This window comes from Shewanella sp. Actino-trap-3 (assembly GCF_002836275.1).
Taxonomy (GTDB): Bacteria; Pseudomonadota; Gammaproteobacteria; order Enterobacterales; family Shewanellaceae; genus Shewanella; species Shewanella psychromarinicola.
In genome coordinates, this window is the sequence record NZ_PJCE01000001.1 from 2,240,746 (window position 1) to 2,267,581 (window position 26,836).

A 26,836-nucleotide genomic window follows, 5' to 3' on the forward strand; every position below is an offset into this window, starting at 1 on the left:
ATATTATATAGTGAGGTTAATGAGGATAAAAAAAGCCACATTGCACCATGAGTGAATGTGGCTGTAATTTATCTTATGACGTTGTGATTAGAAGTTCATTGTAACTTTAGTATAAATATAACGGCCTAATGGGTTATGAACGCCCATTGCATAACCATAAAGGTCGGCATCACCGTCACCAATAGCAAATGATGGATCTTCATCAAACACGTTATTAACCCCTACAGATAACTTGACCGTGTCATTGAAACGATATGAACCAGACATGTCCACTAACAACTGGGCATCAACGGTACGGGTTTTATTGAAGTCTTCAAATTCGCCGATATAACTTAAGTTAACGTTGGCAGCAAAGTCATCCATGTTCCAGTTAGTTGTTGCTAACCAACGGTGCTGTGGATACTCATACTCACCAGTGTAATCAACAATATCGCCATCAATTTCTTTTTCAAAGCTGATTAAGTAGCTGTACTCTACACCAAACTTAACCGTGCCGTAGCCGTCTAATTCAAGGCCATAATGAGTCGATAAATCCACACCTTGTACTTCTTGTGAACCAATATTGACGAATCCAGATTTAATCACATCAAGCGGACCAAATGTCTGACCTGCTTGCGGTGCATTTCGCAAACAGACCGTACTGTTTTGATCATTACAATTTTCATCATAAAGAACCTGGTTTTGCAGTGAGTCAATCTTGTTATCTTGGAGAATATTGTATATATCAACACCAATATCAAACTGCTGATCTGGGGCCCAAATCATGCCCACATTCCACGTTTCAGACTCTTCAGCTTTGAGGTTAGGGTTTCCAGCGAATATAAAGTTGTAATCCAATAATTCACAATCTACGTTATCAGCTTCACAACGATAGCTATCAATTAAAAAGTCACTCTTCTCAGAAGGGCCTAAGCCGATTTGTGCTAACGATGGGGCACGGAAACCAGTAGACCATGAACCTCGAGCAGTGACCTCGTCACTAATGCCCCATTGGAAAGCGATTTTAGGATTCGTGGTTGAACCAAAATCACTGTAGTTATCGTAACGACCTGCTAACTGCAACTCAAAGTTATCTGCAACAGGGATAGAGAATTCTACATAGGCAGCATGTTGGTCTCGTGAACCAAACGCAGATATCGCTTCAGTACCAAAAATCAGACCTCGTTGAAACTGCTCATCTGGCACGTCACTGACGCTTTCTTCGCGGTATTCTGCACCGGCAGCCATCATAATATCGCGATCAGCAATCGTAAATGCTTGGCCTGTAATACTGGCGTCATAAGCGGTGATGCTCGACTTACCTTGTCTTACTAGGCTAGTGGTGATGCGATCAATCACCTCTGGCGAGTTGATAGTAGCGCCAAATGGGTTGTAGTTACCGGCATCTATTTCAGCTTGTAAATAATCGGTTCTTACCCAACCCTGTGAACGGTCACCGGTTTGGGTTGACTCACTGCGACCACGTTGCGCTGATACTTCCCAGTCCCAATCGTTTATGACGCCACGAAGGCCGGCAACAATACGCATGGTATCTGATTCGATATCCCAACGACGAGGGCCAGCATCAACCGTACGGTAGCGGCCGATATCGATGTCTTGTCCAAAAGGATTGTTAGGATGAGTACCAGGCACGGTTAAAGCTGCATCTTCATCTAATGGCGTTGGTGCACCGCCAGCCTCAGACGTGTTGTGTTGTACTGACAACTCTAAAAATGCGGTTAAATCTTCACCTAACATGTAATCAAACTGGCCAATAGCACCGACACGCTCAGACGTTGGGATCGTTAAGTTGTATGGACCGTAATCAAACAAACAGCTGCCACTTGCTGTCGCATTCTCAGCGGGGCAATCTGGGTCAATCGTTTTAACACCATTGACATAGAAATAACCCGGGAAGCCACGTGATGAACGATAATCTTCACCGCCATAAACTGATTGATTAGCGGTGCCAAAACGGCCCATTTCGTCTGCAGACAAGGTCCCATTGGTAAAGTAATCAAGGATAATTGACGCACTGCCTTTTTCGGCTTTTACGCCCCATACTAAGCTGGCTGTCGTTTCGTCATAACCGGTACCACTGTCATCACCATAACCTAGGTTAAGTTCGATACCTTCAATGTCTTTTCTTAAGACAATATTGACCACACCGGCAATCGCATCAGAACCATAAATAGCTGATGCACCGTCTTTAAGAATATCGATACGCTCAATAGCCGAAACAGGAATATTATTAATATCAACAAACGAATTTGAAATCCCTTCAGCAAACGCACTCGATCCAACACGGCGACCATTAATAAGTACCAGAGTCGCATCAGGGCCTAAGCCACGTAAACTGATTGATGCTCCACCGTTTGCAGTAGAGTCTTGGCTATTTCCACGCGTTGAGAATGCACCAGAACCGTTTGCAGGCATACGCTCTAGCAATTGTTGTAGGTTGTCAAAACCCATGTTAGCAATATCGTCTTTATTCAAAGATTGTACTGGTGAAGGTCCTTCAATATCGGTGCGTTTGATACGAGAACCGGTCACTTCAATTCGTTCAACCTTTGCATCGGCACCTGCATCAGCAGCTTGTGTAACAAAGGCGATAGGTGCAAGAGATAGTGATACAGCGATAGCGCAAGCGCTGCGTAAAAGGTTAGTTTTTTTCATGATCATCCTTAACGTTAATTTATTGTTTTAAATCCATGACTACTGCAAACTGCGGTAACAACATTACCGCCTACTACTTTGTTGGATTCTAATGTACCTGTTCAAGTTAGGTTAAAACTTAACAAAGTCAAAACATTTTATTAATGTAAATGCAACAAGATACTTAATCAACAATAAATAGTTAATAACAGTGAATTTAAATTTTTTGATATGGAGATCAGATGAGGGATAAAACACTCGTGAGTGGCCACTTTAATACCAACCTAGCTCGGTACTGGTTATGGTCTACCTACGTAACATTCTGCTTCAACGTTATGGCTATTACATTGTTACTATCATGGTTTCCATTAAGAATTTTAGTGACAAAACGTTACATCACAAATATGAGTGCTCAATTAATCGAGCAGAAACTCATTGTGCGTGCAAACTTACTCACTAATTCTGAACATACTGACAGGGCATTTATTCAAGCGCACATGATGCACATCTTTGGCCTAGATAAACTCAGCGTAAAAAAACACAATTGAATCCGCTATAAGAGCTCTAATTAACCTAACAGGTGTTATTGATGCAACGGGATTTAGAGCACAAATACGGGTACGAAAATCATTCCTAAATGGGCTAAAAAAATAACACATCGACCACCCCTAATACGGATGCATTGCTCCTCAACTATCTACAAAAAATGCACGCAAGCTTATTATCGATAAAACAGTCATTAACCGTTAAACAATCAAATTAGGTCGTTTTTTTATCATGCTAAATCAACAAACTGCATTAGCCCTACCGTGGATGTCTCGTGTTAGCACCCTCTTTAAAGCTACAGGACCGGGAATATTAATGGCCGCTGCCGCGATTGGCGCCTCTCATTTAGTCGCCTCAACCCGAGCGGGAGCCGAGTTTGGTTGGCAGCTTGCGTGGCTGATTTTATTAGTTAATATCGTTAAATATCCTTTCTTCGCCGCAGGCGCTCGCTACACCGCAGCAACGGATGAGAGTTTATTGCACGGCTATTATAAGCAAGGTCGTGGCTATTTAATGCTGTTTACCGGGCTTAACGTTATTGCCGCCATTGCCAGTACGGCGGGGGTATGCATGTTAACGGCAGCAATGCTAACCCAGTTTATTCCGCTATCGATTGATGTATTAGCGCTAATTGTACTGGTCAGCTCATTGGCATTATTGATTTTCGGCCACTACAAACTGCTTGATAAAATGACCAAGATCATCATGTTGGCACTTACTCTAACCACCTTAGTCGCCGTAGCATTAGCCTTTAATCGGCATACAGGATTCGGGGCATCAGACGTTGCCGAATCGCCTTGGCAATGGGCTTATGTGGGCTTTTTAGTGGCGATGATGGGCTGGATGCCCGCGCCAATTGAGGTCAGTACTTGGAACTCATTATGGTTAATAGAAAAACGTAAAACCCAAACGGTGACCGCCAAGCAGGCTATTTTTGATTTTAATCTAGGCTATGTCACCACGGCATTACTGGCGATTGTATTTTTAGCCTTAGGCGCATTAGTGATGCACGGCAGCGGTGAACGATTCTCAGATTCTGGCGCGGTATTTGCTTCACAATTGATCACTCTTTACAGCCAAGTGATGGGCAATGAAAGCCGTTATTTGATTGGGATTGTGGCGTTTCTATGTATTTTTAGCACCACAGTGACGGTAATTGATGGTTATAGCCGCACACTCGATATGGGCTGGCGATTGCTGACCAATAAGCCTGCTCAACGCTCGCACCTAACGGCAATGATGCTAGCCATCAGCGCCTTAGGGTTATTACTGATTTTATTTTTTAAAGGCGCATTACTGCCTTTACTAGAATTTGTGATGATATTGGCCTTTATGACCACAATTATTTTTGCATGGCTTAACTTCCGTTTAATGACCAGTAACACTTTAGCTGAAAAACATCGTTATGGCCGTGTTATGGTGGGCTTGTCGTGGATTGGTTTAGTGTATTTAGTCGGCTTTGCCGGACTATTTATTTACTGGTATCTAGCTAAATAATCTCACTAAAAGCCTAGAACGCTGCGCTGCTAGTACGCTTCACGGCTAGAGGCTATAAAATCAACAGCCTAGCAGCGAAGCGATACTAGCAGACCGAAGGTCGCCCTAGCAGCGAAGCGACACTAGCAGACCGAAAGTCGCCCTAGCAGCGAAGCGACACTAGCAGACCGAAGGTCGCCCTAGCAGCGAAGCGACACTAGCAGACCGAAGGTCGCCCTAGCAGCCAAGCGACACTAGCAGACCGAAGGTCGCCCTAGCAGCGAAGCGACACTAGCAGGGATAGAAATCGATTACCGTTCTAGCAGGATTAATCTGACTAATGAATGATTACCCGTTATAATAGCAATTAGTCAATTGACCTAAACCATTAATGCGCCGCCGCGCCAGAGAACCTTATGATTAACAATGATATTCTTCGCCGTATTCGCTTTGTGTTTGATTATTCAAATGCCAAGATGACTAATATTTTCAGTCAAGCCAATGTAGAAATGTCTTCAGAGCAAATTATAGCGCTGTTGAAAAAAGAGGAAGAAGAAGGTTATCAAGCATGTAATGACACATTAATGTGCCAGTTTTTAGACGGTTTGATCATTAATAACCGTGGCTTAAAGCCTGGGACAGAAGTGCCGACACCGTTAAAGCAATTGACTAATAACCTTATGTTCAAAAAATTACGCGTCGCGCTCGAAATGCGTGAAGAAGATATTATTGCCACATTAGCCTTAGCTGATTTTGCGATGACTAAATCTGAGTTAAGCGCGCTGTTCCGTAACCCTAATCATAAAAACTATAAGCCTTGTGGCGACCAAGTATTAAGAAACTTCGTCAAAGGTTTATCGATCAAACACCGCGGTAAGTAATATATAACTTGATATTGATATAATACTATATTAATGCGTAGCTTAGGCTGCGCATTTTTGTTTCTGGTGTTTACATTAAAACAACACAATAGTGAGCGATGAATAAAAGTACTTAATAAAAATGTGATTTAACTCACTTAACCGACCACAAAAAAGAACAGACGTGATAATCTACAATTACAAAAAAAGCCCTATTCTAATAACGATCTAACACATTAAGGTTTCCCCATGGACGATAACAAACGCCCCCTCTATCTTCCTTTTGCCGGCCCAGCGATCCTTGAATCACCTCTGCTTAATAAAGGCAGTGCATTTAGTGAAGAAGAACGCGTATTTTTCAACCTTGAAGGCCTCATTCCTTGGGTTATTGAAACCATTGATGAACAAGCTTCACGTGCATACGAACAATTTAAAAGCGTCACCAATGATCTTAATAAGCACATCTATCTGCGCAATATTCAAGATACTAACGAAACCTTATTTTACCGTTTAGTGCGTAATCACATCAGCGAAATGATGCCGATTATTTACACCCCTACGGTGGGTTTAGCCTGCGAGCGTTTTTCTAAAAATTATCGTCGTAACCGCGGATTATTCATTTCATATCCAAATAAAGATCGTATTGATGATATTTTGAATAATTCCACCCGTCAGAAAGTCAAAGTCATTGTGGTCACTGACGGAGAACGTATTCTCGGCTTAGGTGACCAAGGCATTGGTGGCATGGGGATCCCGATCGGTAAATTATCGCTATACACTAGCTGTGGTGGGATCAGTCCAGCATACTGTCTTGCGGTGACCTTAGATGTAGGTACCGATAACCCACATTTACTTGAAGACCCTATGTACATGGGCTGGCGTCATCAACGAATTGGCGGCGAAGAATATACTGAATTTGTTGAAGCCTTTATGCAAGCAGTAAGTCGTCGCTGGCCTGATGCATTGATTCAGTTTGAAGATTTTGCGCAAAAAAATGCTATGCCACTACTTGAGCGTTATAAAGATCAATACTGTAGTTTCAACGATGATATTCAAGGCACTGCTGCTGTTACTGTCGGCTCACTACTGGCCGCTTGTAAAGCCGCTAACAGTAAACTTAGCGAACAACGTATTACCTTCTTAGGTGCAGGTAGTGCAGGTTGCGGAATTGCCGAAGCCATTGTGGCCACAATGGTGTCAGAAGGCATTAGTGAACTACAAGCGCGCTCACAAGTATTTATGGTCGATCGTTGGGGCTTATTACTCGACAACATGCCTAACTTATTACCCTTCCAACAAAAGCTGGCTCAGCCTTGTGCTTCGATTGAAGCATGGGACAACTACAGTGACAATATTTCGTTACTTGATGTGGTTAATAATGCCAAACCGACAGTATTGATTGGGGTCTCTGGCTCACCAGGCCTGTTTACTGAAGAAATCATTCGAGCAATGCACAGTCATTGTAAACGCCCTATTGTATTCCCATTATCGAATCCAACCAGCCGCGTTGAAGCAACACCCAAAGATATTATGCATTGGACATCAGGCCAAGCATTAGTGGCAACAGGCAGTCCATTTGAACCTGTGGTCATTAATGGTGAAACCTTTGAGATAGCACAGTGTAATAACAGCTTTATCTTCCCAGGTATTGGCTTAGGTGTTTTATCTTGTGGTGCAAGACGCGTGTCCGATGAAATGTTAATGGCATCAAGCCGCGCCTTAGCAGAATGTTCGCCATTAGGTAAAAATGGCATCGGTTCGCTGCTGCCACCTCTAGAAGAGATTCAATCTGTCAGTAAGTATATTGCTTTTGCCGTTGCCAAAGCGGCAATTGATCAAGGTTTAGCCTTACCTTGTACCGATGATTTGCTGCAGCAATCAATTGAAGCTAACTTTTGGGAACCTGAATATCGTCGTTACAAACGTACTTCATTTTAAGGACTGTTAAGCTTCATTGAGCACTTTAGTATTGTAAAGCGCTGATCGTTTATAGAAAAACGACTGATTTAAAAGGTTAATCGTCTTTTAAACCATAAAAAATCCCAACCTAAGTTGGGATTTTTTGTCTCTATCATCACGACGAACTTAGGCAGACATCACTTGTCTAAAGCTGTTTAATAATGGACGATCGGTGCGAGCTTTTTTTAGCTTTCGTAAGCACTCTTTCAGTGATTGCTCAGCTAAGCGTCCAAATACACCATCATATTCGTTATTATTCATCTCTTCTTCAGACTCAGCACTATCAGCAATCTCTTGCGCTGCTCGACTTAATTGCATCCATGCATTGGCAATATAAAAACCATGAAATTCGGCTTTAGTCATCAATTTCTGTGCACTTGCTGGCAAGGCATTCCATGCATTGGTAAATGCGTTCGCTTTGTCATCCATTAACTCTTTAAACAAGCCTTCGTAAGCTTCAAGTAAGGTTTCGGGTAACTTGGCCATAGGTAATACTTTATTAGCAACGTTATACGACACTTGCTTAACCACTTGTTGATACTGTTGATCTACTGCTGTCATTGTTTATCTCTCGATTAAAATCGGCCTCTAATATACCTAAGCCACTTCAAAATACTCGTTTCAGACTCCCAAAGGGCAAGCCGAGAAACGACATGTTTCTGCGCAATATACAAGCTAAAAGCTACAAGCGAAAAGCCTAGAGCCTAGGACGCTACGGGGCTAGATCCTATACAACCTTGTTAGCAAGCGGTGACGAGCGATATCAATAAATGTCAAGCCAAGAGCCCAGGTGCTAGACAGTTCTATCCGTGATCGCAGCGTTCGCTTGTTATCGCTTCTGTAGCGGTACCTAGCAGGAGGCTGTCCACCCTAGAACCTAGTCGCTGTAGGCGCCCTATTCCTAGACCCTTGAAATCTGGTCATTTGGGTATACAACATACGCCGCTGCATATTTAACATCACCTGACGTTGCTAAGCTTCCTTCTGCACCACAAGGTAATAATACTGCCAGCATACTTAATAGGATAATTTGCGCAATTCTTTGCAGCATGTCTTTCTCTGTTTATCCCGAGAGGCGTCTTTATACTCGTGAAGATGACTGAATGCAAATCGGTTAATATCGCCAGATAAAATAGCAGAAAAGAGCATGTGGTCACATTATTGATAAGACAAAAAATATCATTTAACCTATCTAAAAGGCTATAATTTCATCACAAGACTTTTCCCGCTGAAGTCTGTACGATTCAAGAACAGAAGTTTCATAATAATAAAATTGAGAAATTGTAGCCTTGTCAGTCTTAAAGTTAACTCGCATTATTAGTGTCATTATGCTCGTTTGTACCATTGGATTAACCAGCATCGCTTATGCTAATCCGATAGAGAATGCCCGTGCCGATGAAATTTACCAGCTATTTGACAGCGGCGGTTTTATTTCTGATAAAGAAAATCGTAAGTTACTCGACGAATATAAAAGTATACTGTCCACCGACGATATTGTTCGGCAAAAACTCTATATTCGCCTTAATTGCTGGAGTTTACCGACTAACACAACCGAGAAAATAAAAGCGGCAGTTAACTACGCTGATGAATACCTGCAGATATACAGTCAGCCAACCCCATCATTAATCGGCATTGACCTGCAATATTGCAAGGCGTGGTATCTGCACGCACAAGGAAAAAATGACAGCTTATTCGCCGACCTTGACGCGGCCATCACCAGCGCTTATCTACTTGAAGATCCTCGTTTAATTGCCGATGGCCGTAGTATTAGAGGTTCAATTCTGTCCTATTTAGGCAATTTTTCTGCGGCACTTGAGGATCTGATCACTGCGCAAAACTTATATGAGTCGCTTAATTTAACTTATTGGGCCAATGTCAATTTAGGTGACCTAGCAAATAGCTATCGCCGCTTTGGCGATGCTCAAACCGCGTTAAAATATCAAATAAAGCTTGAAAAAAATTACCTACAAAATAAACAACGTTATGAAGCCAATCTAACCAATAACCAAATAGCACTGTCATTGGAGAAACTTGAACGTTACGAGGAAGCCATTGCGCGCTACCAAAAAACTCACGATTTTTGGTTAACAGAAAATCACCCGATTGCTGCTGCCGATGCATCTATTAGTATTGCTGGCAATTTCATCAACTTAAATAGACTCAACGAAGCCGATGATATTCTCCAACGGGCTCAAAAGTTGATTACACCAGATAATGATAATAGTTATAGCTACATGAATTTATTTATGGCCGAGGTGCATTACCTGCAAAATGATTACGACCAAGCCATAATCAAGATTAATAACGCTGAAAAGGCATTTAACTTTAGTAATAACATCCGTGGACTCAATCAAGCATTACAACTAAAGAGTAAAATATATCAAGCTTCCCAGCAGTGGCAACAAGCCTATGAGGCGCTGGCGTTATTTGTAGAATCTCATTTATCACTCGATAAACAAGTCTTTTCAGAACGTAATGCAGAGATGCAAGCTCGATTTAATACCAACAAAATTCAAACCGAAAATGAATGGCTTATTCAGCGTGATAAAGATAAAGAAGCGCAATTAAATATTATGCAGCGCAATGAGCAGATGCAGATCGTTATCATCATCTTAGTTGCGATTATTTTATTGATTGTGTCAATCTTCGCCTACAAGCAAGTGATAAGGAAACAACTCTTTAGACGCCTAGCACTAACCGATGAGCTCACCAAACTCGCCAATAGACGTGACACATATGCTCAAGGTAATCACTTCTTATCATCATCAAAACAATCGGGAAGACCTTTTTCGATTATTTCTTTTGATGCAGACCATTTTAAAACAGTGAATGACAAATTCGGCCATAACATGGGCGATAAAGTACTGGTAAAACTGGCGTCAATTAGCGCAAGCATGATGCGAGAAACCGATATTGTAGGTCGTGTTGGCGGTGAAGAATTTTTAATTTTATTGCCTAATATTGATAAAGCTAAAGCCATTGAAATTGCCAATCGCCTAGTGCTCACCATCGAAAAATATGATTGGTCTCAAATATCAGCCGGACTGCATCAAACCGTCAGTGCCGGTGTGGCTAGCTATAGTAACGAGGAAGACTTGTCACCCTTGTTACTCAAAGCCGACAAAGCGCTCTATTGTGCCAAAGCTGCTGGGCGAAATTGTGTTAAAGCAGCATAAACGAGTATAATTTTACCGTGTTTACTTAATAATAGTGTTTATGACTGCAACGACCTCAGCGTTAACGCCAGATCTTGGCTCTGCTAGCTACTCAATCAATGAGCCAACACCCGAGCCATGTCCGTTGACAGCGGCTCAGCTTGATGTGCTCAATCGCCAAATAAAACAATGGGGTAAAGAGCTTGGCTTTGCCCATATTGGCGTCGCAGATATTGACTTAAGCCAACATGAGACAATATTACAAGACTGGTTAGACAAGGGTTATCACGGTGATATGGCTTATATGGCCGCGCACGGAATGATGCGCGCGCGACCCGCTGAACTGCATCCCGGAACCATTAGAGTGATTTGTGCTCGGATGGACTATCTTCCCCCTGATGCGGGTTTTGCCAGTAATTTAACCGACCCCAATCTGGGCTATATTTCTCGCTACGCCGGTGGGCGTGACTATCATAAATTAATCCGTCAACGGCTTAAAAAACTCGGTGATAAAATTAACCAGTATTGCCAACAACTCGACTTTGGCGCGACTGATTTTAGACCCTTTGTCGATTCAGCGCCTATTTTAGAGCGTCCATTGGCCGACAAAGCGGGGCTAGGCTGGACAGGAAAACACTCGTTACTGTTACATCCTGATGCGGGAAGCTGGTTTTTCCTTGGCGAGTTATTAATTAACTTACCGTTACCATTAGACATACCAATCGAAGAAGGCTGCAATACTTGTGTCGCCTGCATAAAGTCATGCCCAACGGATGCCATTGTAGCGCCCTATGTTGTCGATGCTAAGCGGTGTATCTCTTATTTAACGATTGAATTAAAAGGCGCTATCCCAGAAGAGTTTCGCCCACTAATGGGCAATCGTATTTATGGCTGTGATGACTGTCAGCTAGTGTGCCCAGTCAATGCTAAAGCACCACTGACCCAAGAGACAGATTTCCACACTCGCAGCGCCCTTATTCAACCTGATTTACTGACCTTATTTGCTTGGTCTGAAACTTATTTTCTCAGCCAAACAGAAGGCAGTGCGCTGCGCCGAATGGGCCATAAACGTTGGTTACGTAATATCGCGATTGCATTAGGTAACGCCCCTGCTAATCCAGCTATTATTACTGCATTAGAGCAACGTAAACACAGTGAAGAAGTGGATGATATGGTACTTGAACATATTGAATGGGCATTAGGACAACAAATACAAAAAGCGCCACAATCGGCGCTTTCACGTAAAACTCAACGAGTGATCAGATCAATACAAAAGGGTTTACCCAGAGACGCATAAACTAAAAAGCCCCTAAGCATTAGAGTCTAAGGTAAAACCCACTTTAACGGTTACTTGCCAATGAGCAATTAAGCCTTCTTCTAAGTGGCCACGGGTTTCGATAACTTGAAACCAGCGCAAATGTAGTAAACTTTTATTGGCTTCTGCAATCGCATTTTTGACCGCCTCATCTGAACTGATTGGTGATGACCCGACCAGTTCAATCACTTTATAAGTGTGGCTCATGATAACTCCTATTGTCAGCTGAACATCCTTACTTTTATTGTAGTCAATAATGGCTCAACTCACACATTATCGATGAAGAACCAATGAAACCACCGTTACTACACTCAGCGGTCAACAACTAAGCGCTGCAACGAAGTCTGCATTAAACCGCTCAGACGACTTCAGTAAAGCGACTATTAATCAGATGGATATCTATCAGGCTTATATCATGCCAATTAAGATAAACGCCTAAGCACTTTAGCCGCTGCAATCATATTCCGCAGCGCTGGCTCAACCTCATCCCAGGTACGGGTTTTTAAACCACAATCAGGATTAACCCATAACTGTTTCACCGGCACCTTTTGCGACGCTTTAGTCATTAAGTCGACCATTTCATCAACGGTTGGAATATTTGGCGAATGAATGTCATACACACCGGGACCAATTTCATTAGGATAATGAAAATCTTCAAAGGCACTCAGTAGCTCCATACGCGAACGTGACGTCTCAATGGTGATGACATCTGCATCCATCGCCGCTATGGCATTAATGGTGTCATTAAACTCGCTGTAACACATGTGTGTATGGATTTGAGTTGCATCTTCAACACCTGCAGCCGATAACTTAAACGCATCCACCGCCCAGGTTAAATAATCTGCCCATTGGCTTTGTTTAATCGGTAAACCTTCACGAAATGCTGGCTCATCAATTTGAATAATGCCAATACCTGCGCTTTCTAAATCGACCACTTCGTCACGTACTGCTAATGCAAGTTGGTTGGCAATATCTTTACGAGGAATATCTTCACGAGCGAACGACCAATGTAAAATGGTCACCGGACCCGTTAGCATGCCTTTAACGGGCTTGTCGGTTAAGCTTTGCGCATAGGTAGCCCAGTCGACCGTCATTGGTTTTGGACGAGACACATCGCCATAAATTAACGGTGGCTTAACGCAACGAGAACCATAACTTTGCACCCAACCAAATTGAGTAAACCCAACACCGTCTAATTGTTCACCAAAATACTCCACCATGTCATTACGCTCAGCTTCGCCGTGGACTAGCACGTCGAGACCCAATTTAAGTTGACGAGAAATGGTGTCTTGAGTAACTTGCTCAAGCTGTGATCGGTAATCAATGTCATTGATTTCGCCTTTACGCCAGCGACTGCGTAACCCCCGAATGGCTGGCGTTTGCGGAAATGAACCTATGGTGGTTGTGGGTAATAATGGCAGCGTTAACTTTTTTTGTTGGGCAATGATACGGCGGGCAAATGGACTGTCACGTTCAAAATCATCCGCGGTTAACTGCGACACACGTTCAACAACCTGTTGATTAGCTGCTGCAGCTTTTGCCAAGCGGCGTTGCTGGCAACGATCAATAATCGCTTGGCTAGTTGCTGAACCTTGCCCAACGATTAATTGATAAATTTCGTTAAGTTCAAATAATTTTTGTTTCGCAAAAGCTAATTGGCCAAGTAATGGCGTAATTAATTGGCTTTCAACCTCGACATCCACAGGACAATGCAACAATGAACATGAAGGTGCAATCCACAAACGATCGCCTAACCTGGTCGCTAATTCGGTCACTTTATCAGCAATCAAATCAACATCAGCAGCCCACACATTGCGACCATTAACCACTCCGACAGAAAGTACCTGTTGACTAGAAAGCGCATTAACAAACACATCAAGCTGTTCTGGCGCGCTGACTAAATCAAGATGTAGTCCCTCAACCGGTAATGCACTCACCAATGCTTGATGATGGGCAATAGAACCGTAATAACTGGCGAGTAAAATATTTAGAGATGCTGGCTTTTGTTGCGCTAACGTTTGATAACTTTGACGAATAGCTTGCTGCCACTCATCGGTTAAGTCTGCCGCTAATACCGGTTCATCAAATTGCACCCAACTCACACCTTGGGCTGCAAAACGAGACAAAATTTGCTGATAAGCAACCAGTAACGGCGGTAATAACACCAACTTATTAAACTCAGTGAGGCTTTTAGATAAGTATAAATACGTCACTGGACCGAGCAGCACAGGTTTTGCTTGATGACCTAATTGCTGCGCTTCTGTAACATCATCAAACAGTTGGTCGTAGGCTATTTCGAACGCTTGATCAGCGCTCAATTCTGGCACTTGATAATGGTAGTTAGTATTAAAAAACTTGGTCATTTCTGCCGCACACGCATGTTGGCCGGTTTGCGAACGGCCACGAGCCACGCGAAATAAGGTGTCAATATCGACAGGGGCTTGGCTGCCATCAGCTTGAGTGACCCGATGACGAGCGGGGATCACATTTAAGGTCGCACTCAGGGTTAACACTTGGTCATAATAAGCAAAATCCCCTACAGGCAGTAATTCAACACCTGCATCTGCTTGCCACTGCCAATGGGTGCGTTTTAATTCACAGGCAACGTTTTTCAACTCCGTTAATGTGGCTTCACTGCGCCAATAGCGTTCTAAAGCAAACTTCAATTCACGCTGACGTCCTATGCGAGGAAATCCTAAACTTGAAATTTTCATACTGTTTTCCTTTTCATTAAGCAAAAATTTATACCATTTATGCAGAAAATTTGCATAGGCGTCTGGACGTCTAGAAGTTTATTGTGTTATTCTGTTGTCAAGCAATCGAATTGATTTCATCAAATAGTTGAGCAAGATTCATGTGGAGAGAAAATGATAGAGCTTAGACACCTTCGTACCTTGATGGCGTTAAAGGAAAGTGGCAGTTTAGCGGGTGCGGCTAAAAAACGATTTGTCACCCAGTCGGCGCTTTCTCATCAAATAAAAGAGTTAGAGACACGGATTAACTCAAGTATTTTTGTTCGTAAGAGTAAGCCGTTAACCTTTACTCATGAAGGCTCACGTCTGCTGAATTTAGCAGAAGAAATCTTACCGAAAGTGATTGCAACCGAGTCGGATCTTAAACGCGGTTTAGAGGGTGAAAGCCAACAGCTTAAGCTCGGCATTGAATGCCACAGTTGTTTTCGTTGGTTAATGCCCGTTATTGAGCAATTTAAGCAACATGCGCCAGCGGCTCAAATTGATATTTCAAGTCGTCACTTATTTGATTCACTCAATGCATTGCAGACGGGGAGTTTAGACATAGTGTTAACCTCAGATCCAGTGCCGGGACACAGCGTCGCTTACCAGCATCTATTTGATTTTGAAGTTAAATTAATTGTAGCCAGTGATAACGCATTAGCTCAACAAGCGTTTGTAACGCCAGCCCAATTGGCAAAGCAAACCTTAATTAGTTACCCCGTGCCGTTAGCGCGTTTAGATATATACAAACACTTTTTAGAGCCCGCGGGTATTGAACCTGGCGAGCAAAAGCAGTGTGATTTAACCTCAATGTTATTGCAGCGTGTTGCCTGTAATGACGGCATAGCAACCCTGCCAACTTGGTCTATCAGAGAAAGTCAGGGGCTGAATCTTACTGCGGTTAAATTAGGGGCAGAAGGACTAAAACGTCCATTGTTTGGTGCTTATCGCCGCGATGCCACTAATGCAAATTTAATCCAAAAGTGGCTCGAACTTGTAGCAAATGAAGGCATAATACTACAGCGGGTTGATCAGTAATTGTCGTTTAGATAACACGCGTCGAAGCACAAGTCCTGGAGAATCAGGGTTTTGTGTTTGGCGTAAGTTATGGGCAATTAAAAATTCATCGCGTAAATCATCATCCAAACCTAATGACTCAAATGCATCAAGTGATAACTGTTGTTGTTGCTTATCAATCAGTGATTTTATTACTGTCAATGATACGGGCCGAGATAACTCAGCATTTAAATAAGCAAAAGCCGTTAGCGCAATCACCTGACCAAACACACTAAATAATGCTAATGTTTGCATTTCATCCGCATCAATTTTAGTACCAACACCGATTTTATTATCTTCACGTAACTGTACTATACAATCCATCGCAATTATTTCATTTAAGGCCCAATAGCCTTGGACTAATTTTTTGTACGGTTCTGAAAGCTCATCAAGCCGTTCTTTAAGATAAAACGAAAACGCATAACGATAGATGTTCACTTGGCCTAAACGGATTAAGGCATCCTTGACACTTCGGCTTTTGGTCGATATCACCCCTGCTGTTTGTGCGGTATTACTGCGCAACAACAAATGGGCTGCCAACGCAGGGTCGGCAGACACTGTGTCGATAACAACTCTAATATCAGCTTCGTTAATCAAGGCTTTTTTTAATGGAAGTAATATGCCACGACGACCAATGACCTGTTCTTCATTGCCAATAATAGCTTGAACTTGAGTAAAAACTTGTTGCTCAAGATTAGTCATATCTATCGATTACCTTTTTAAGAATAAACACGCTATAAATTAATTTAACGATATATTAAAACGAAAGCCAGTAATAGTTTACTGGCTTTTATGGGTAACTATTTATTAAGCCAAATTATCTAGAAACGATAACCCGCAGTCAGTCTAATTGAGCGACCCGTACCAGAATAATAACCACTGCCAAACGCAGAGTAATAACCGGTACCAACATAGTCTTCATCAAGTAAGTTATCAACACGTAAACTGCCATTCCAACCAGCATGAGCATAGTTTAATGCAAGGTTGGTTAGCACGTAGTGGTCTAACTTATCACCGATATTACTGTTATCGCCTTCCATATAGCGCTCACCCGTATAAACACCTTCAACAAATGCTTGCCAATGATCGGCAAAGTCATAGCTCATGTAAGCCTTACCCGAATGCTTAGCCACCCAAGATAACGCTTTGCCGTCGTTTTCACCTTGAGTGAACTCTGCATCAATATAGTCGTACGAAGCACCTAGCAGCCAGTCATTTGATAACTGCACATCATAAGCCGTACTCACCCCCAAACGACGAGATTGATCCGCATTAACGTTAGCGCCACCACCATAAGGGCCGTCAGTTCTTCCGCCTTCATAAACAATCTCATCTTCTAACTCAAGTTGATAAGCATTGATTTTTAACGTTTGAGTGGCGGTAGTATAGTCCCAACCCGCTTCGTAAGAGCGGCCAGTTTGTGGATCTAAACCTTGTACCGTCAGCGGCGTAAAGGCTTGTTCATCTACTTTTGCAAAGCGGAAGTTATCATTGGCACGGACATAAAAACGATTTTCACTGCTTGGGCGATAGTTAAACCCTAACTCAAATGCATGCGCGTCGTTATCGATTTCAATACGGTTAGGATAAAGTAATTGGTCGTATAAATCGTCTGTTACTTCTGAATAACGCCCCCCGACGACATAGGATAATGTCGGCGAAATAGGTACCGATGCTTGCACATAGGCGCTGCTTTGTTGTTGTTCATTATTGCGTTGAATATAAAGCGTATCAAAATCGGCTTCACCTTTGCTGACATCAATACCTGCAACAAAATTTAAATCACCGCGATCTAAATGATAATTGGCGCTAGCTTTAGGTGAAAAACTCAATAATTCACGTTCAATTCGCCCTGCACCGCCGAACAACACGCTGGTCGTTAACGAGTCTGAATAGGTTAAATCCGCGCCTAAGGCCCAAATATTATTTAACTGATATTGATAACCACTTCGCAGTGCGGTGCTCATTTCATGAGAGTATTCGCCCTCAGAAAAAGCCGCGGCTTGGCGTGGATCGGCCTCATATTGTGCTAACGTGAGTGCACCCGGCGTTTTACGATCGTTATCAAAATAATTAACTTCAACATAAAAATCTTCGTTAGCGGTTTGATACTGTACCCGACCTAAAATAGATCCGGTTTCATTATCATTATTGTCGCGGTAATTGTCGCTTTCTTTATAGCTTGCCGCTAAAAAATAACGCCATTCGTCGTTAATGGAACCTGAAATATCGCCTTTAGCTTCATAGGTATCAAAACTGCCGCCACTGACTTGTAAGCCACCACTGGTTTCTGTTGGTGCCTTAGTAATGATGTTGATAACGCCGCCAACCGCTTGGTCACCATACAACACCCCTGCACTACCGGATAAAATCTCAACCCGCTCAACTAAGTTAAGCGGAATGGATTCAATACTCGGCGCAGCAATATCAATATTATTCAATCTGCGTCCATCAACTAAAATCAGCGTGTTGTTGGCCGCTTGTGATGCAGAAAATCCGCGCATAGAAAATACGCTACCCGAATTATTATCCGACACCTGAATGCCAGACTGTCCACGTAATAAATCGGTTAAATTGGTGACTCCGCTCATTTGAATATCGGCGGCATCAATAACATTGACGTTGGCCGCAATGTTTAGTGGATTGGCAAGATTACGCCCAATGACCACAATGGTTTCATCCATGCTGATAGCTGAAGACCCGGGGGATGTATCGGTTGACTCTGCCGCAATAGCATTAACCGTTGCCACACTGAAGACAGCACTTAATAGTAGTGCAATTTTTGTTGGTTTAGTACCCATTTACCTTTAACTCCTGAAAGGAAAAATGGGGCAATAGCGCCGTAATATAGATAACCACTGTCGCCCTAATCTACAGAAAAAAATCGTCAGAATAAGTCAACAAGCGGTATCACATCACATTTCGAGATCTGCCCACCGAAATCATCGAAATCACCTTTAAGGCCGGTCTCCGGACTGAGGTTGTGGCGTTATACCGATGGCATAACCCGCGCGAGTCTAGATGATTAACGCAACCCTGTTGCGCACCTGACTCTCACCAATCACCGTTGCGGGGGCAGTACCAGATTTACACTGGTTTCCCGATTATCTTGCTTTGATCTATCGATCCACTGCAAGCACCGTAAAGATTGACTAACTAATCTCAACCCGGGCTAATAAGCCGAGTTGAGGTTAACGCTTGAAATAACGTGAGTTGAGGTTCAACCCATCATTAAAAATATCTGTTTCGTTATGCCAGCATTAGCATCTAGTACCATAGTACCGTTTAATTATTGCTGACATCATAAAATAATAACGCAGAGATTATAACGGATCTAAAGGTGAACTTGATACCAACAAAAGAGTAACCTGCAGATTATTCAGCATGTAGAACAGTCAACTTGTTGGTTAGTGGCACCTAAGAGGGTTATCAACCACATGACGCCGCGCTAGGATTCGACGCTAGGGATACGTCATGAAGTCACGATAATTATCGATAGTGATAGGAGTCGTTTCGGTAGTAAACACGTCTGTTCGAATAGATTTATGGATTAGGTAGACATTTTCGTCATCACTTATTACAGAAAAATAGCCCATTTCGCCTTGTGGACGGCTGATATAAGACACATCTTCCACTGCTGAAGTGTCATGAATATTAGGCATACTGGTGCAGCCTAATAAACCATGTACCGCTTCGAGCCCGTCAACTTCAGAACTGCCAAGCTGTTGATAAACAATTTCCCCTTGGCAATGTTGTTGATAAGTCGCCGCCATTGAATCTAAAAAGCGTTCCGGCTCAACATCATTGGCTAACCCTTTGAACCCCTGCATGCAGACTAAACTAGACCAGTCATTTAATGACTCATTGGTTGGAATAAACTCAGCCATCGTCATGTCGCCACGTTTATCACTGAATGCAAGTTTCCAATCTAATGGCGGTAAAAAGCCGAACTTTGCAGACAAGGTTATGAGTTTCTGGACATCATCAGACATCACCATAACACCTGATGACTTATCAACGTCGCCAAATGCCATCTGTGCTGGAGGGGTAGCAGATGCACTACTGGGGAACAGGAACATTATTCCTAAACACCCCGAGCAGCCTATAATTGCAGCAATCTTGTTCATCCAAATGAATCCTTATTTGGTCAAGATAGAGATAAGTTGATCAAAAATCATGCTAATTTAGTACGTCCTATCCTGAACATACAAAAATTGAAACTTATCTATAACCTATACATAGTGGGTAAAATATTAGTTAAGCTCGTCTTCATCTTCATCTTCATCTTCAGCATCGAACAGCTCTTCTTCGTCAATGGCCGATTCAGCAGCAATAGCAGCCGCTAAGCTTTTAGCTTTAAGGTGCTTCTCTGTTTTACGCTGGTTACGATCAGCTTGCTTAGATAAAAAACCTTGCAGTGCTTGCTCGCCCCATGCAATGGCTTCTGCTTCTGATGCAAAACCATCTTGGCTTTTTGATACTATGGTTTTAGTCGATGTCATACGACGAGTGATTTCAGTTTTCCAGGTGTTTTCAATTTGAATAACACGTAAAGCATACTTTTTGCTATCGCTCATAATCTATTCTTTCCTACTTAAGGTATCACAGGCTAAAACCCATGAAATTTCAGCCGCGCAGTGTACTCGAAACACACGAGTTTGGGCAGCTATTTAATGGTTATTTTTGCAGCTTATTTGAAAAACTAACCCAATGGCAAGCTTAATACTGCCAGCGGAAAAGCAATGATGGTTAAAATCACGCTGTGGCGCCATTATTGTTTCACTAATTGGTTGGAGCCAACAATCATCATTTCACATTTATGGCAGTCAAAAATCAATTTCAATTTATCTTTACCTACCTCTAAAAACATAGGATCCGCTTTAATACCTTCAACTTCTTTCGGGCATAAATTAAAACTGTAACGCAGACAATGTTTAGTGACCATTAACGGAGCATCATGCAAAACGTTATTTTTCTCATAGGTGTCTTCAATTTGAATCACCCCATGTTGATGGTAAAAAGATTTCGCTTTTTCATTCGCCACATTAGATAAAAAGCTCAGTGCCTTTTGCGGGAAACGTGCTGTTTTATCATGCACCCAACGCTCTGGTCGTTGGTAACTGGCAACTCTTGCCGTCATTAATGCACTAACGGCATCGCGGCGTAACTCATTAACAACCGAGATGGGTAAAAACCACATCTGCTGCGTGAGTAAATTAACCTTGTTCAATACAAAGTCACTGCTGCCAAGTTTACTGAATTGTTTTTTCAGATTTTCGGCGGTCTTGACTTGGTCATTAGCGGGGGCTTTATCGCACGCTAACATGACTGTCGCACTGATATTATGCCGATCTGTAATCGTTAATCCCACCCCGTCATCGGTATCAAAAAATTGCATATCGACAGTCATTTTACGGCTAGCAGAATCTTTGTTAAGGCTAGCTTCGAACTTATGGTCAAAGTTACGGAACATCATCACCCCAATTTTAAGATCTTTGGGTACCTCGGTTAAATGCAAGACATTCCCCTCAGCACGGTTGATGCGCACGCCAGAGAGTTTATCGTCAGACAAACGCTGTGTTTCGTAGTGTTCAACAAAAAAACAGAGGCCATCACCATTATTAAAGTGAATGTCTTTGCCACTTTCACGGGTATCGATTTTAATAAAGTCTTTACCCACTTCGGTGATACGGCCCACTTTTTCACCAATGAACTTAGGCGAACTAAAATGCTCAATGGCCTCAGTACGTTCATTAACAAAATAATCCGTTTTACCGCGGTTAAAACTTTTATCAGGATCGGGGATAAAGTTAAACGTGCAACGACCATGAGAAATTGATTCTAAATCATCACGTTTAGCCATAATCGCATCAAGCTGCTGGCGATAATGAGCGGTGATATTTTTAAGGTAAGTAATATCTTTTAAGCGGCCTTCAATTTTAAACGAACTAACACCAGCATCAATTAACGCTTCTAAATTATCGGTCTGGTTATTGTCTTTTAATGATAATAAGTGCTGATTTTCAGCTAAGACGTCACCTTCGCGAGTAGTCAAATTGCACGGTAACCGACACATCTGTGAACATTCACCGCGATTAGCACTGCGATTAGAATACGCATGGCTCAAATTACATAAACCGCTATAACTGACACATAATGCGCCGTGAATAAAGAACTCTAACTTCATTTTTGTGCTAGCAGCAATATCGCGAATTTGTGGGATATTGAGCTCACGGGCTAATACGACTTGCGAAAAACCAACTTGCTCTAAAAAGACCGTTTTTTCAGGGCTGCGGTTATCCGTTTGCGTACTGGCATGCAACGCAATAGGCGGCAGATCAAATTGTAAAACACCCATGTCTTGAACAATCAAGGCATCAACCCCCGCTTCATAAAGCTGCCAAATAAGCTTTTGGGCTTTATCAAGTTCGTCATCCATTAAAATGGTATTTAACGCCACAAAAACCTGGGCATGATAACGATGAGCAAATTCTGCCAAACGAGCAATGTCTTCAACACTGTTGCCAGCATTATGGCGCGCGCCAAAGGCAGGACCACCAATATAAACCGCATCAGCACCATGGCGAATAGCCTCAATGCCGTAATCAGCATTTTTAGCAGGCGCTAATAGTTCTAATCGACGTTTTACGGGTGCCTCAGGTGTAAACAATTCTACAGTAACCATAATGTTAACTAAATTTCGCATTAATTCGGATAAAAAAGTGCGCCAGCATACTAATATTGTCACATTGACATAAGTATGTTGACGCATTCAAATAGCGGTATACTTTAGCAAACTTTACATAAAGTTATACATAAATTCGTTGTTATCAACGCCTAAAATGGCTGCAACGCTAGGCTTATAAAAACAGATCTTGGATATTTTTAAAGTCAGTTTTACCTTCAGCAATTTCTTGTGGGTTTAAACCAGACACTTCATGTGGGAACACTAACCAATCTTCAGATGAATGAATAAAATAATCTGGCTTTAGATCGACTTTAGTGTTTTTGGGTTTGTAGTAAGGACATGCTATGCGAATATCGGTTGGCATGTTCAAACGCATAAATTTTCTTAATTTACCAATAAGCGCATCAACACTGCGCCCCGAGTCAAATACGTCATCAACAATCAACAAACCGTCGCTAGCATTGGCATTTTCGATAATGTAATGCAAACCGTGCACTTTAATATTTTTATCTTGTTTGTCAGTGCCAATACCATAATAAGACGAGGTTCTAACTGCTATATGGTCTGTTTCGATTTTCTTAAAATCAAAATACTCTTGGACCGCAATGCCGATAGGTGCTCCACCGCGCCAAATACCCACAATAAACTGTGGTCGAAAGCCACTGTCATATACTTGTGCAGCGAGTCTAAATGAATCTTCCAAAAGTTGTTGCGCACTAACAAAGAGTTTATCTGTCATTGGTTAAAGCCCCAGTTATTTTATTGCGGCGAATTTTATATCAAATAAGCTTTTCTTGCCTGCAAGAAAAGGAATTAATTGATCAAAAGCAATAAAAAAATCAAAACGTTCGCCACATCGCCATTATCTCAAGCGCCACTAGTAGCGTCAACAGATCCGAATATGAACAATAATCCACCTCATTAACAAGTATCCGTTATCAATACAATATAGAGTAGGCGTTAAGTTTGCCATCTCAAGCTTGAAGGCAAAGTTCAAGGTCAATACCTGGGCCGTAATGACAATAAAATCTACTTGTCATTAAAAACGACTATGGCATAGTGGGCTGCCATGAAAAGCAGATTTTATCGCCAATTCAGGACCCATACGCCACTATGCTAGTCAATAAAACCTTACACCATGCCTATGGAACTGAACTGGCAAACACCACAGACAACAACGAACTCAAGGTGCCTAAAAGTGATAACCCGCTCATATGGCCTGTGCTGAGTTTATTGCAATCAACAAACCAAAGTTGGAAAGTACATCATTTGGCGAGCGAGTTACAAGCCAAAGGATTAATGCATAATCTTGACCCTTTACCCGAAAAAGACCTCTTTAAACGCAACTTTCTACTGATGAACGCCTTATATGAATTACAAGACATATTAATCCCCAAACAGTGGTTACAAGTAAAGGCAATGGAAATCCAAATATTTAGGATTATTCCGGCCAATGCTGATGTGCAAAATATTTGCGATGGTGCATTACGCGATTATTATCTCGATTGGGCCAATTATGATGCCAGCGTTAACGTTGTACGGGAAATGCTGGAGTCATTCTGGTCAAGTTATCAAGAGTATATTGGCGTCAACACCCAGTTAATGCACCAAGGTCATGCCTTAACAGTATTTGAACTTGATGACACCGCCACCGATAAAGACATTCGCAAACAATGGCGCAAACTCGCGCTTAAATGGCACCCCGACCGCGAACAAGGTAATGCCGAACGTTTCCGTGAAGTATGCGAAGCATGGCAAACCCTAAGAAATTAAACGTAGACTGCCAATGATTTACAGGCTCACTATCTTGGTCGAACACTCATAGGCCATGATAGCTATTGTCCACAGAACTCTGCATGACTAACTGTGCTTTAGTTATTTAGCGATGCGCATTAGCCATTTAATCGTTAGCTATTTACAGCCATCAATAAACAGGCCTTGGTTAATTATCCAGATTAACCTTCTATATCGCATCATCTAGATTGAACAACTCAATGCCACTTTATGATGACATTCCTTAATAATCATTAAGTTCACTTCAATATCTTGCCTTAATTCAGAGGTTAACCTCATAAAGCACGCACGGATCACGAAATTAACGCCTTTTTAATTGATGATTTAAGCCATAATTCAGCTTAGAAACTTACCCTAATTAGCTCAAGCAGATTAATCTAATCCTATTGATTATTCGCTAATAACATTGATCTGAGGTTTTACATGATTAAATATTTCGCCGTTGCATTGACGCTCATAGCAGCCTCATTTAGCACATTTGCTGCGCCATTTGTTGCAGGCAAGCATTACACTCAAATTTCCAATAATATGGTTACTAGCACGCCAAAAATCACTGAGTTTTTTTCATTTTACTGCCATAACTGCTTTAATATGGAAACTCAGTATCTTGCTGAGATTAAAGCAGGATTAGATGAAGAGGTCACCTTCGACACTAAGCATGTTGACTTTATGAACAGCGATTTAGGCACTGAAGTGATGCGATCACTGGCTGTTATTCATGAGGTTGGTCAAGCAGAAAAGCTCAACCACGCAATGTTTACGGCTATCCAAGGTGATAAAGGCGCCAATGGGCATGATCACAATGCTCAAGGCCACCAGCATGAATCACAAATAAATAGCCGTGAAGACATTAAAAAAATCTTCAGCCAATTTGGTGTCGATGCCGCAACCTATGACACATTGGCCGACAGCAGTACTACTGATAAAGCATTGACTTTATGGCGTCAGCAACAAACGTTATATAACGTTAATAGCGTACCCGCATTTATCGTTAATGATAAATACGCTATCAATATGAATGAAATTAGCACTTTAGATGAACTAATTGAGTTGATGAACTATTTAGCCACCTCAAAATAACGGCCGCATCTTGATGGGTAATCAACACTAATGAAAAAAATGGCTATCAATTGATAGCCATTTTTTTCGATTTATCCCATCTGTAATTCAGAGATAAGAACCTATACTCAAATGACCTCGAAATGCAGGATTACGCATGTCCAGAAGTGCAGACTGCTAGGTTCTAGGGCTGACTCCGTCCTGCTAGGGTCGCTACGCTTCTAGATCCTAGGACCTAAGACCTAAGACCTAGCACCTAGAAGGAGCGAAGCACCGTCCTCTGGCGAGCTTGCGAGTTCCTAGCAGCGCAGCTGCTCTAGGCTCTTCCTACGGGAGCGCTGAAACGAGCATGTTGAAGTGGCTTGGGAGGATATAACCAGATCATCAGAACCAGACCACGCTCTCTAATCAAAAAAATCACGTAAATGCAGTAGTCCAAGTAACGCATGTATGAGTAATAAGCCAGCAAAACAGTTTGCAAATAAACTATGGTAATAGCGTAAACTCAGTGCATATTCACCACCTTGAGCCAACCACCACCCCACACCTGTGACAGATACCATCAGCAATAACAATAAACATATCCCGGCAATCACACTCAATAAGCCTTTACCGCCAGATAGCGGTAATTGTCCTTTAGACAAGCCCTGTAGGTCTTGCTGACATTGACGCCATTCGCCTACTATCCAAGGGTAAAACTGACGCCATTGACCTTGCCTACAGACATCAAAAGCAAAAGCTACGGCTAACAAAGCACAACACAAACCGCCATAGACATGCCAGCTATTCCAGCCACTGCTATTAGGCGGCAAACGCCGCCCCATTAATATCCACGGGCTAGTGGCAATAAGCAAAACGCTCAACACCCCTGTTACGGCGTGCAATTTAGTGGCTATCGCATCGTACCACTGCGATGCTGTCATCGCTGGCTTCATCAATTATGCCTCAATGATCTGCTGAGCAAATTCATCGACTTTATGCCAGTCGGTAAACTCTACCTTGGTATTAGGATCGGTAGGGCCTTTGGTTATCCACATAATAAACCGAATAATATTTCGGTCCATCACACCGTAGCCTTGGTAGTCTAAATTACCACCAAACACTTGTAATAATGTTGGTTGCCAAACACTTTGCTGTAAAAATTGCTGCATATAGCTATTAGTTTGCGGGGTGTTTTTTTGCGGTTTACGCGCCACTAAGCTAACCGAGAAAAAACCACTGGGTTTGTTTTCCAATTCAGTACGATGAGCTTCAATAAATTGATACAACGCTGGACGATGTTTGCCATGACGAATACTGGCACCAATGTACACTTTATCAAACAGGGCTAAATCGGGAGCATCTGCTAAAGATGCCACCGTGACCTGCTGATCTTGCGCAACTAGCTGACGTTGTAAATACTCACATATTTTTTGAGTGTAACCATGGACACTTGAATGGATCAGTAAAATCTGACTCATGCTGACCTTCATTGAAATCATTTAAAGTAATTCAATATTTTAGTCCACTAGTGCTAAAATTTACATGAAATAGATCACGTCATCAAGATCCACAATGGC

At 42.2% G+C, this 26,836-nt stretch carries 21 protein-coding genes and 1 riboswitch; of the genes, 8 read left to right on the forward strand and 13 right to left on the reverse strand.

The genetic code is table 11. From position 1 onward, the window contains the following. Window positions 1-87 precede the first annotated feature (87 nt). The gene (locus CXF80_RS09525; protein WP_101032650.1) at window positions 88-2,655 is read right to left on the reverse strand and encodes a TonB-dependent receptor; all 2,568 of its coding nucleotides are present in this window, start codon (window positions 2,653-2,655) and stop codon (window positions 88-90) included. Between the two features lie 756 nt (window positions 2,656-3,411). Here CXF80_RS09525 and CXF80_RS09535 point away from each other — a divergent pair. From CXF80_RS09535 to CXF80_RS09545, 3 genes are all read left to right on the forward strand, one after another. Next, a complete protein-coding gene (locus CXF80_RS09535) occupies window positions 3,412-4,677 on the forward strand; it encodes an NRAMP family divalent metal transporter (RefSeq protein ID WP_101032652.1) in 1,266 nt (421 codons plus the stop codon). Window positions 4,678-5,072: 395 nt separating this feature from the next. Beyond that, window positions 5,073-5,537, forward strand: coding sequence for a DUF1456 family protein (locus tag CXF80_RS09540; RefSeq protein ID WP_101032653.1), 465 nt, complete (start codon window positions 5,073-5,075; stop codon window positions 5,535-5,537). Between the two features lie 228 nt (window positions 5,538-5,765). Further along, a complete protein-coding gene (locus tag CXF80_RS09545) occupies window positions 5,766-7,454 on the forward strand; it encodes an NAD-dependent malic enzyme (RefSeq protein WP_101032654.1) in 1,689 nt (562 codons plus the stop codon). Between the two features lie 147 nt (window positions 7,455-7,601). Here the strand turns inward: CXF80_RS09545 and CXF80_RS09550 are convergent, their stop codons facing one another. Both CXF80_RS09550 and CXF80_RS20110 read right to left on the reverse strand, forming a co-directional pair. Then, window positions 7,602-8,036: a DUF3069 domain-containing protein gene (locus tag CXF80_RS09550; RefSeq protein ID WP_101032655.1), complete on the reverse strand. Its 435-nt coding sequence runs from the start codon at window positions 8,034-8,036 to the stop codon at window positions 7,602-7,604. A 340-nt stretch (window positions 8,037-8,376) separates the two neighbouring features. Then, window positions 8,377-8,526 (reverse strand): hypothetical protein, encoded by a 150-nt coding sequence (locus tag CXF80_RS20110; RefSeq protein ID WP_157822208.1) that lies wholly within the window; start codon window positions 8,524-8,526, stop codon window positions 8,377-8,379. Between the two features lie 238 nt (window positions 8,527-8,764). On the opposite strand from CXF80_RS20110, the gene CXF80_RS09555 reads away from it, so the two are divergent. After that, window positions 8,765-10,651, forward strand: coding sequence for a tetratricopeptide repeat-containing diguanylate cyclase (locus CXF80_RS09555; RefSeq protein ID WP_101032656.1), 1,887 nt, complete (start codon window positions 8,765-8,767; stop codon window positions 10,649-10,651). A 40-nt stretch (window positions 10,652-10,691) separates the two neighbouring features. Continuing rightward, window positions 10,692-11,927: a tRNA epoxyqueuosine(34) reductase QueG gene (queG, locus tag CXF80_RS09560; RefSeq protein ID WP_101032657.1), complete on the forward strand. Its 1,236-nt coding sequence runs from the start codon at window positions 10,692-10,694 to the stop codon at window positions 11,925-11,927. 12 nt (window positions 11,928-11,939) lie between these two features. On the opposite strand, the gene CXF80_RS09565 is transcribed toward queG, so the two are convergent. Together CXF80_RS09565 and metE are read right to left on the reverse strand one after the other, a co-directional pair. Continuing rightward, window positions 11,940-12,152, reverse strand: coding sequence for a dodecin (locus CXF80_RS09565; protein WP_101032658.1), 213 nt, complete (start codon window positions 12,150-12,152; stop codon window positions 11,940-11,942). A 215-nt stretch (window positions 12,153-12,367) separates the two neighbouring features. Further along, complete coding sequence (gene metE / locus CXF80_RS09570) at window positions 12,368-14,659, reverse strand: 5-methyltetrahydropteroyltriglutamate--homocysteine S-methyltransferase (protein WP_101032659.1); 2,292 nt, start codon at window positions 14,657-14,659, stop codon at window positions 12,368-12,370. A 153-nt stretch (window positions 14,660-14,812) separates the two neighbouring features. Here metE and CXF80_RS09575 point away from each other — a divergent pair, with 153 nt between their 5' ends. Next, the gene (locus CXF80_RS09575) at window positions 14,813-15,718 is read left to right on the forward strand and encodes a LysR family transcriptional regulator (RefSeq protein ID WP_101032660.1); all 906 of its coding nucleotides are present in this window, start codon (window positions 14,813-14,815) and stop codon (window positions 15,716-15,718) included. Here CXF80_RS09575 and CXF80_RS09580 read toward each other — a convergent pair. The 6 genes from CXF80_RS09580 to CXF80_RS09605 all read right to left on the reverse strand — a co-directional run bounded on the left by CXF80_RS09580 (window position 15,698) and on the right by CXF80_RS09605 (window position 23,163). Further along, window positions 15,698-16,438: an HDOD domain-containing protein gene (locus CXF80_RS09580; protein ID WP_101032661.1), complete on the reverse strand. Its 741-nt coding sequence runs from the start codon at window positions 16,436-16,438 to the stop codon at window positions 15,698-15,700. The genes CXF80_RS09575 and CXF80_RS09580 overlap by 21 nt on opposite strands. Window positions 16,439-16,557: 119 nt before the next feature. Then, window positions 16,558-18,537 carry a TonB-dependent receptor gene (locus CXF80_RS09585; protein ID WP_101032662.1) on the reverse strand — a complete coding sequence of 660 codons (1,980 nt, stop codon included), beginning with the start codon at window positions 18,535-18,537 and terminating at the stop codon, window positions 16,558-16,560. Between the two features lie 143 nt (window positions 18,538-18,680). Then, window positions 18,681-18,895: riboswitch (cobalamin riboswitch) on the reverse strand. Window positions 18,896-19,197: 302 nt separating this feature from the next. Next, window positions 19,198-19,863 carry a hypothetical protein gene (locus tag CXF80_RS09590; RefSeq protein ID WP_101032663.1) on the reverse strand — a complete coding sequence of 222 codons (666 nt, stop codon included), beginning with the start codon at window positions 19,861-19,863 and terminating at the stop codon, window positions 19,198-19,200. Between the two features lie 126 nt (window positions 19,864-19,989). Then, the gene (locus tag CXF80_RS09595) at window positions 19,990-20,313 is read right to left on the reverse strand and encodes a DUF3622 domain-containing protein (protein ID WP_101032664.1); all 324 of its coding nucleotides are present in this window, start codon (window positions 20,311-20,313) and stop codon (window positions 19,990-19,992) included. A 194-nt stretch (window positions 20,314-20,507) separates the two neighbouring features. Beyond that, complete coding sequence (locus CXF80_RS09600) at window positions 20,508-22,421, reverse strand: peptidase U32 family protein (protein WP_101034733.1); 1,914 nt, start codon at window positions 22,419-22,421, stop codon at window positions 20,508-20,510. A 175-nt stretch (window positions 22,422-22,596) separates the two neighbouring features. Further along, window positions 22,597-23,163: a phosphoribosyltransferase gene (locus CXF80_RS09605; protein ID WP_101032665.1), complete on the reverse strand. Its 567-nt coding sequence runs from the start codon at window positions 23,161-23,163 to the stop codon at window positions 22,597-22,599. A gap of 374 nt (window positions 23,164-23,537) precedes the next feature. Between CXF80_RS09605 and CXF80_RS09610 the strand changes: the two genes are divergently transcribed. Together CXF80_RS09610 and CXF80_RS09615 are read left to right on the forward strand one after the other, a co-directional pair. After that, window positions 23,538-24,197, forward strand: coding sequence for a DNA-J related domain-containing protein (locus tag CXF80_RS09610; protein ID WP_101032666.1), 660 nt, complete (start codon window positions 23,538-23,540; stop codon window positions 24,195-24,197). A gap of 444 nt (window positions 24,198-24,641) precedes the next feature. Further along, window positions 24,642-25,298, forward strand: a complete 657-nt coding sequence (locus CXF80_RS09615) for a thiol:disulfide interchange protein DsbA/DsbL (protein ID WP_101032667.1) — start codon at window positions 24,642-24,644, stop codon at window positions 25,296-25,298. Between the two features lie 383 nt (window positions 25,299-25,681). Here the strand turns inward: CXF80_RS09615 and CXF80_RS09620 are convergent, their stop codons facing one another. Both CXF80_RS09620 and hemG read right to left on the reverse strand, forming a co-directional pair. Next, window positions 25,682-26,212 carry a cytochrome b/b6 domain-containing protein gene (locus CXF80_RS09620; RefSeq protein WP_232772074.1) on the reverse strand — a complete coding sequence of 177 codons (531 nt, stop codon included), beginning with the start codon at window positions 26,210-26,212 and terminating at the stop codon, window positions 25,682-25,684. Window positions 26,213-26,215: 3 nt separating this feature from the next. Continuing rightward, window positions 26,216-26,737, reverse strand: a complete 522-nt coding sequence (hemG, locus tag CXF80_RS09625) for a menaquinone-dependent protoporphyrinogen IX dehydrogenase (RefSeq protein ID WP_101032668.1) — start codon at window positions 26,735-26,737, stop codon at window positions 26,216-26,218. Between the last annotated feature and the right edge of the window lie 99 nt (window positions 26,738-26,836).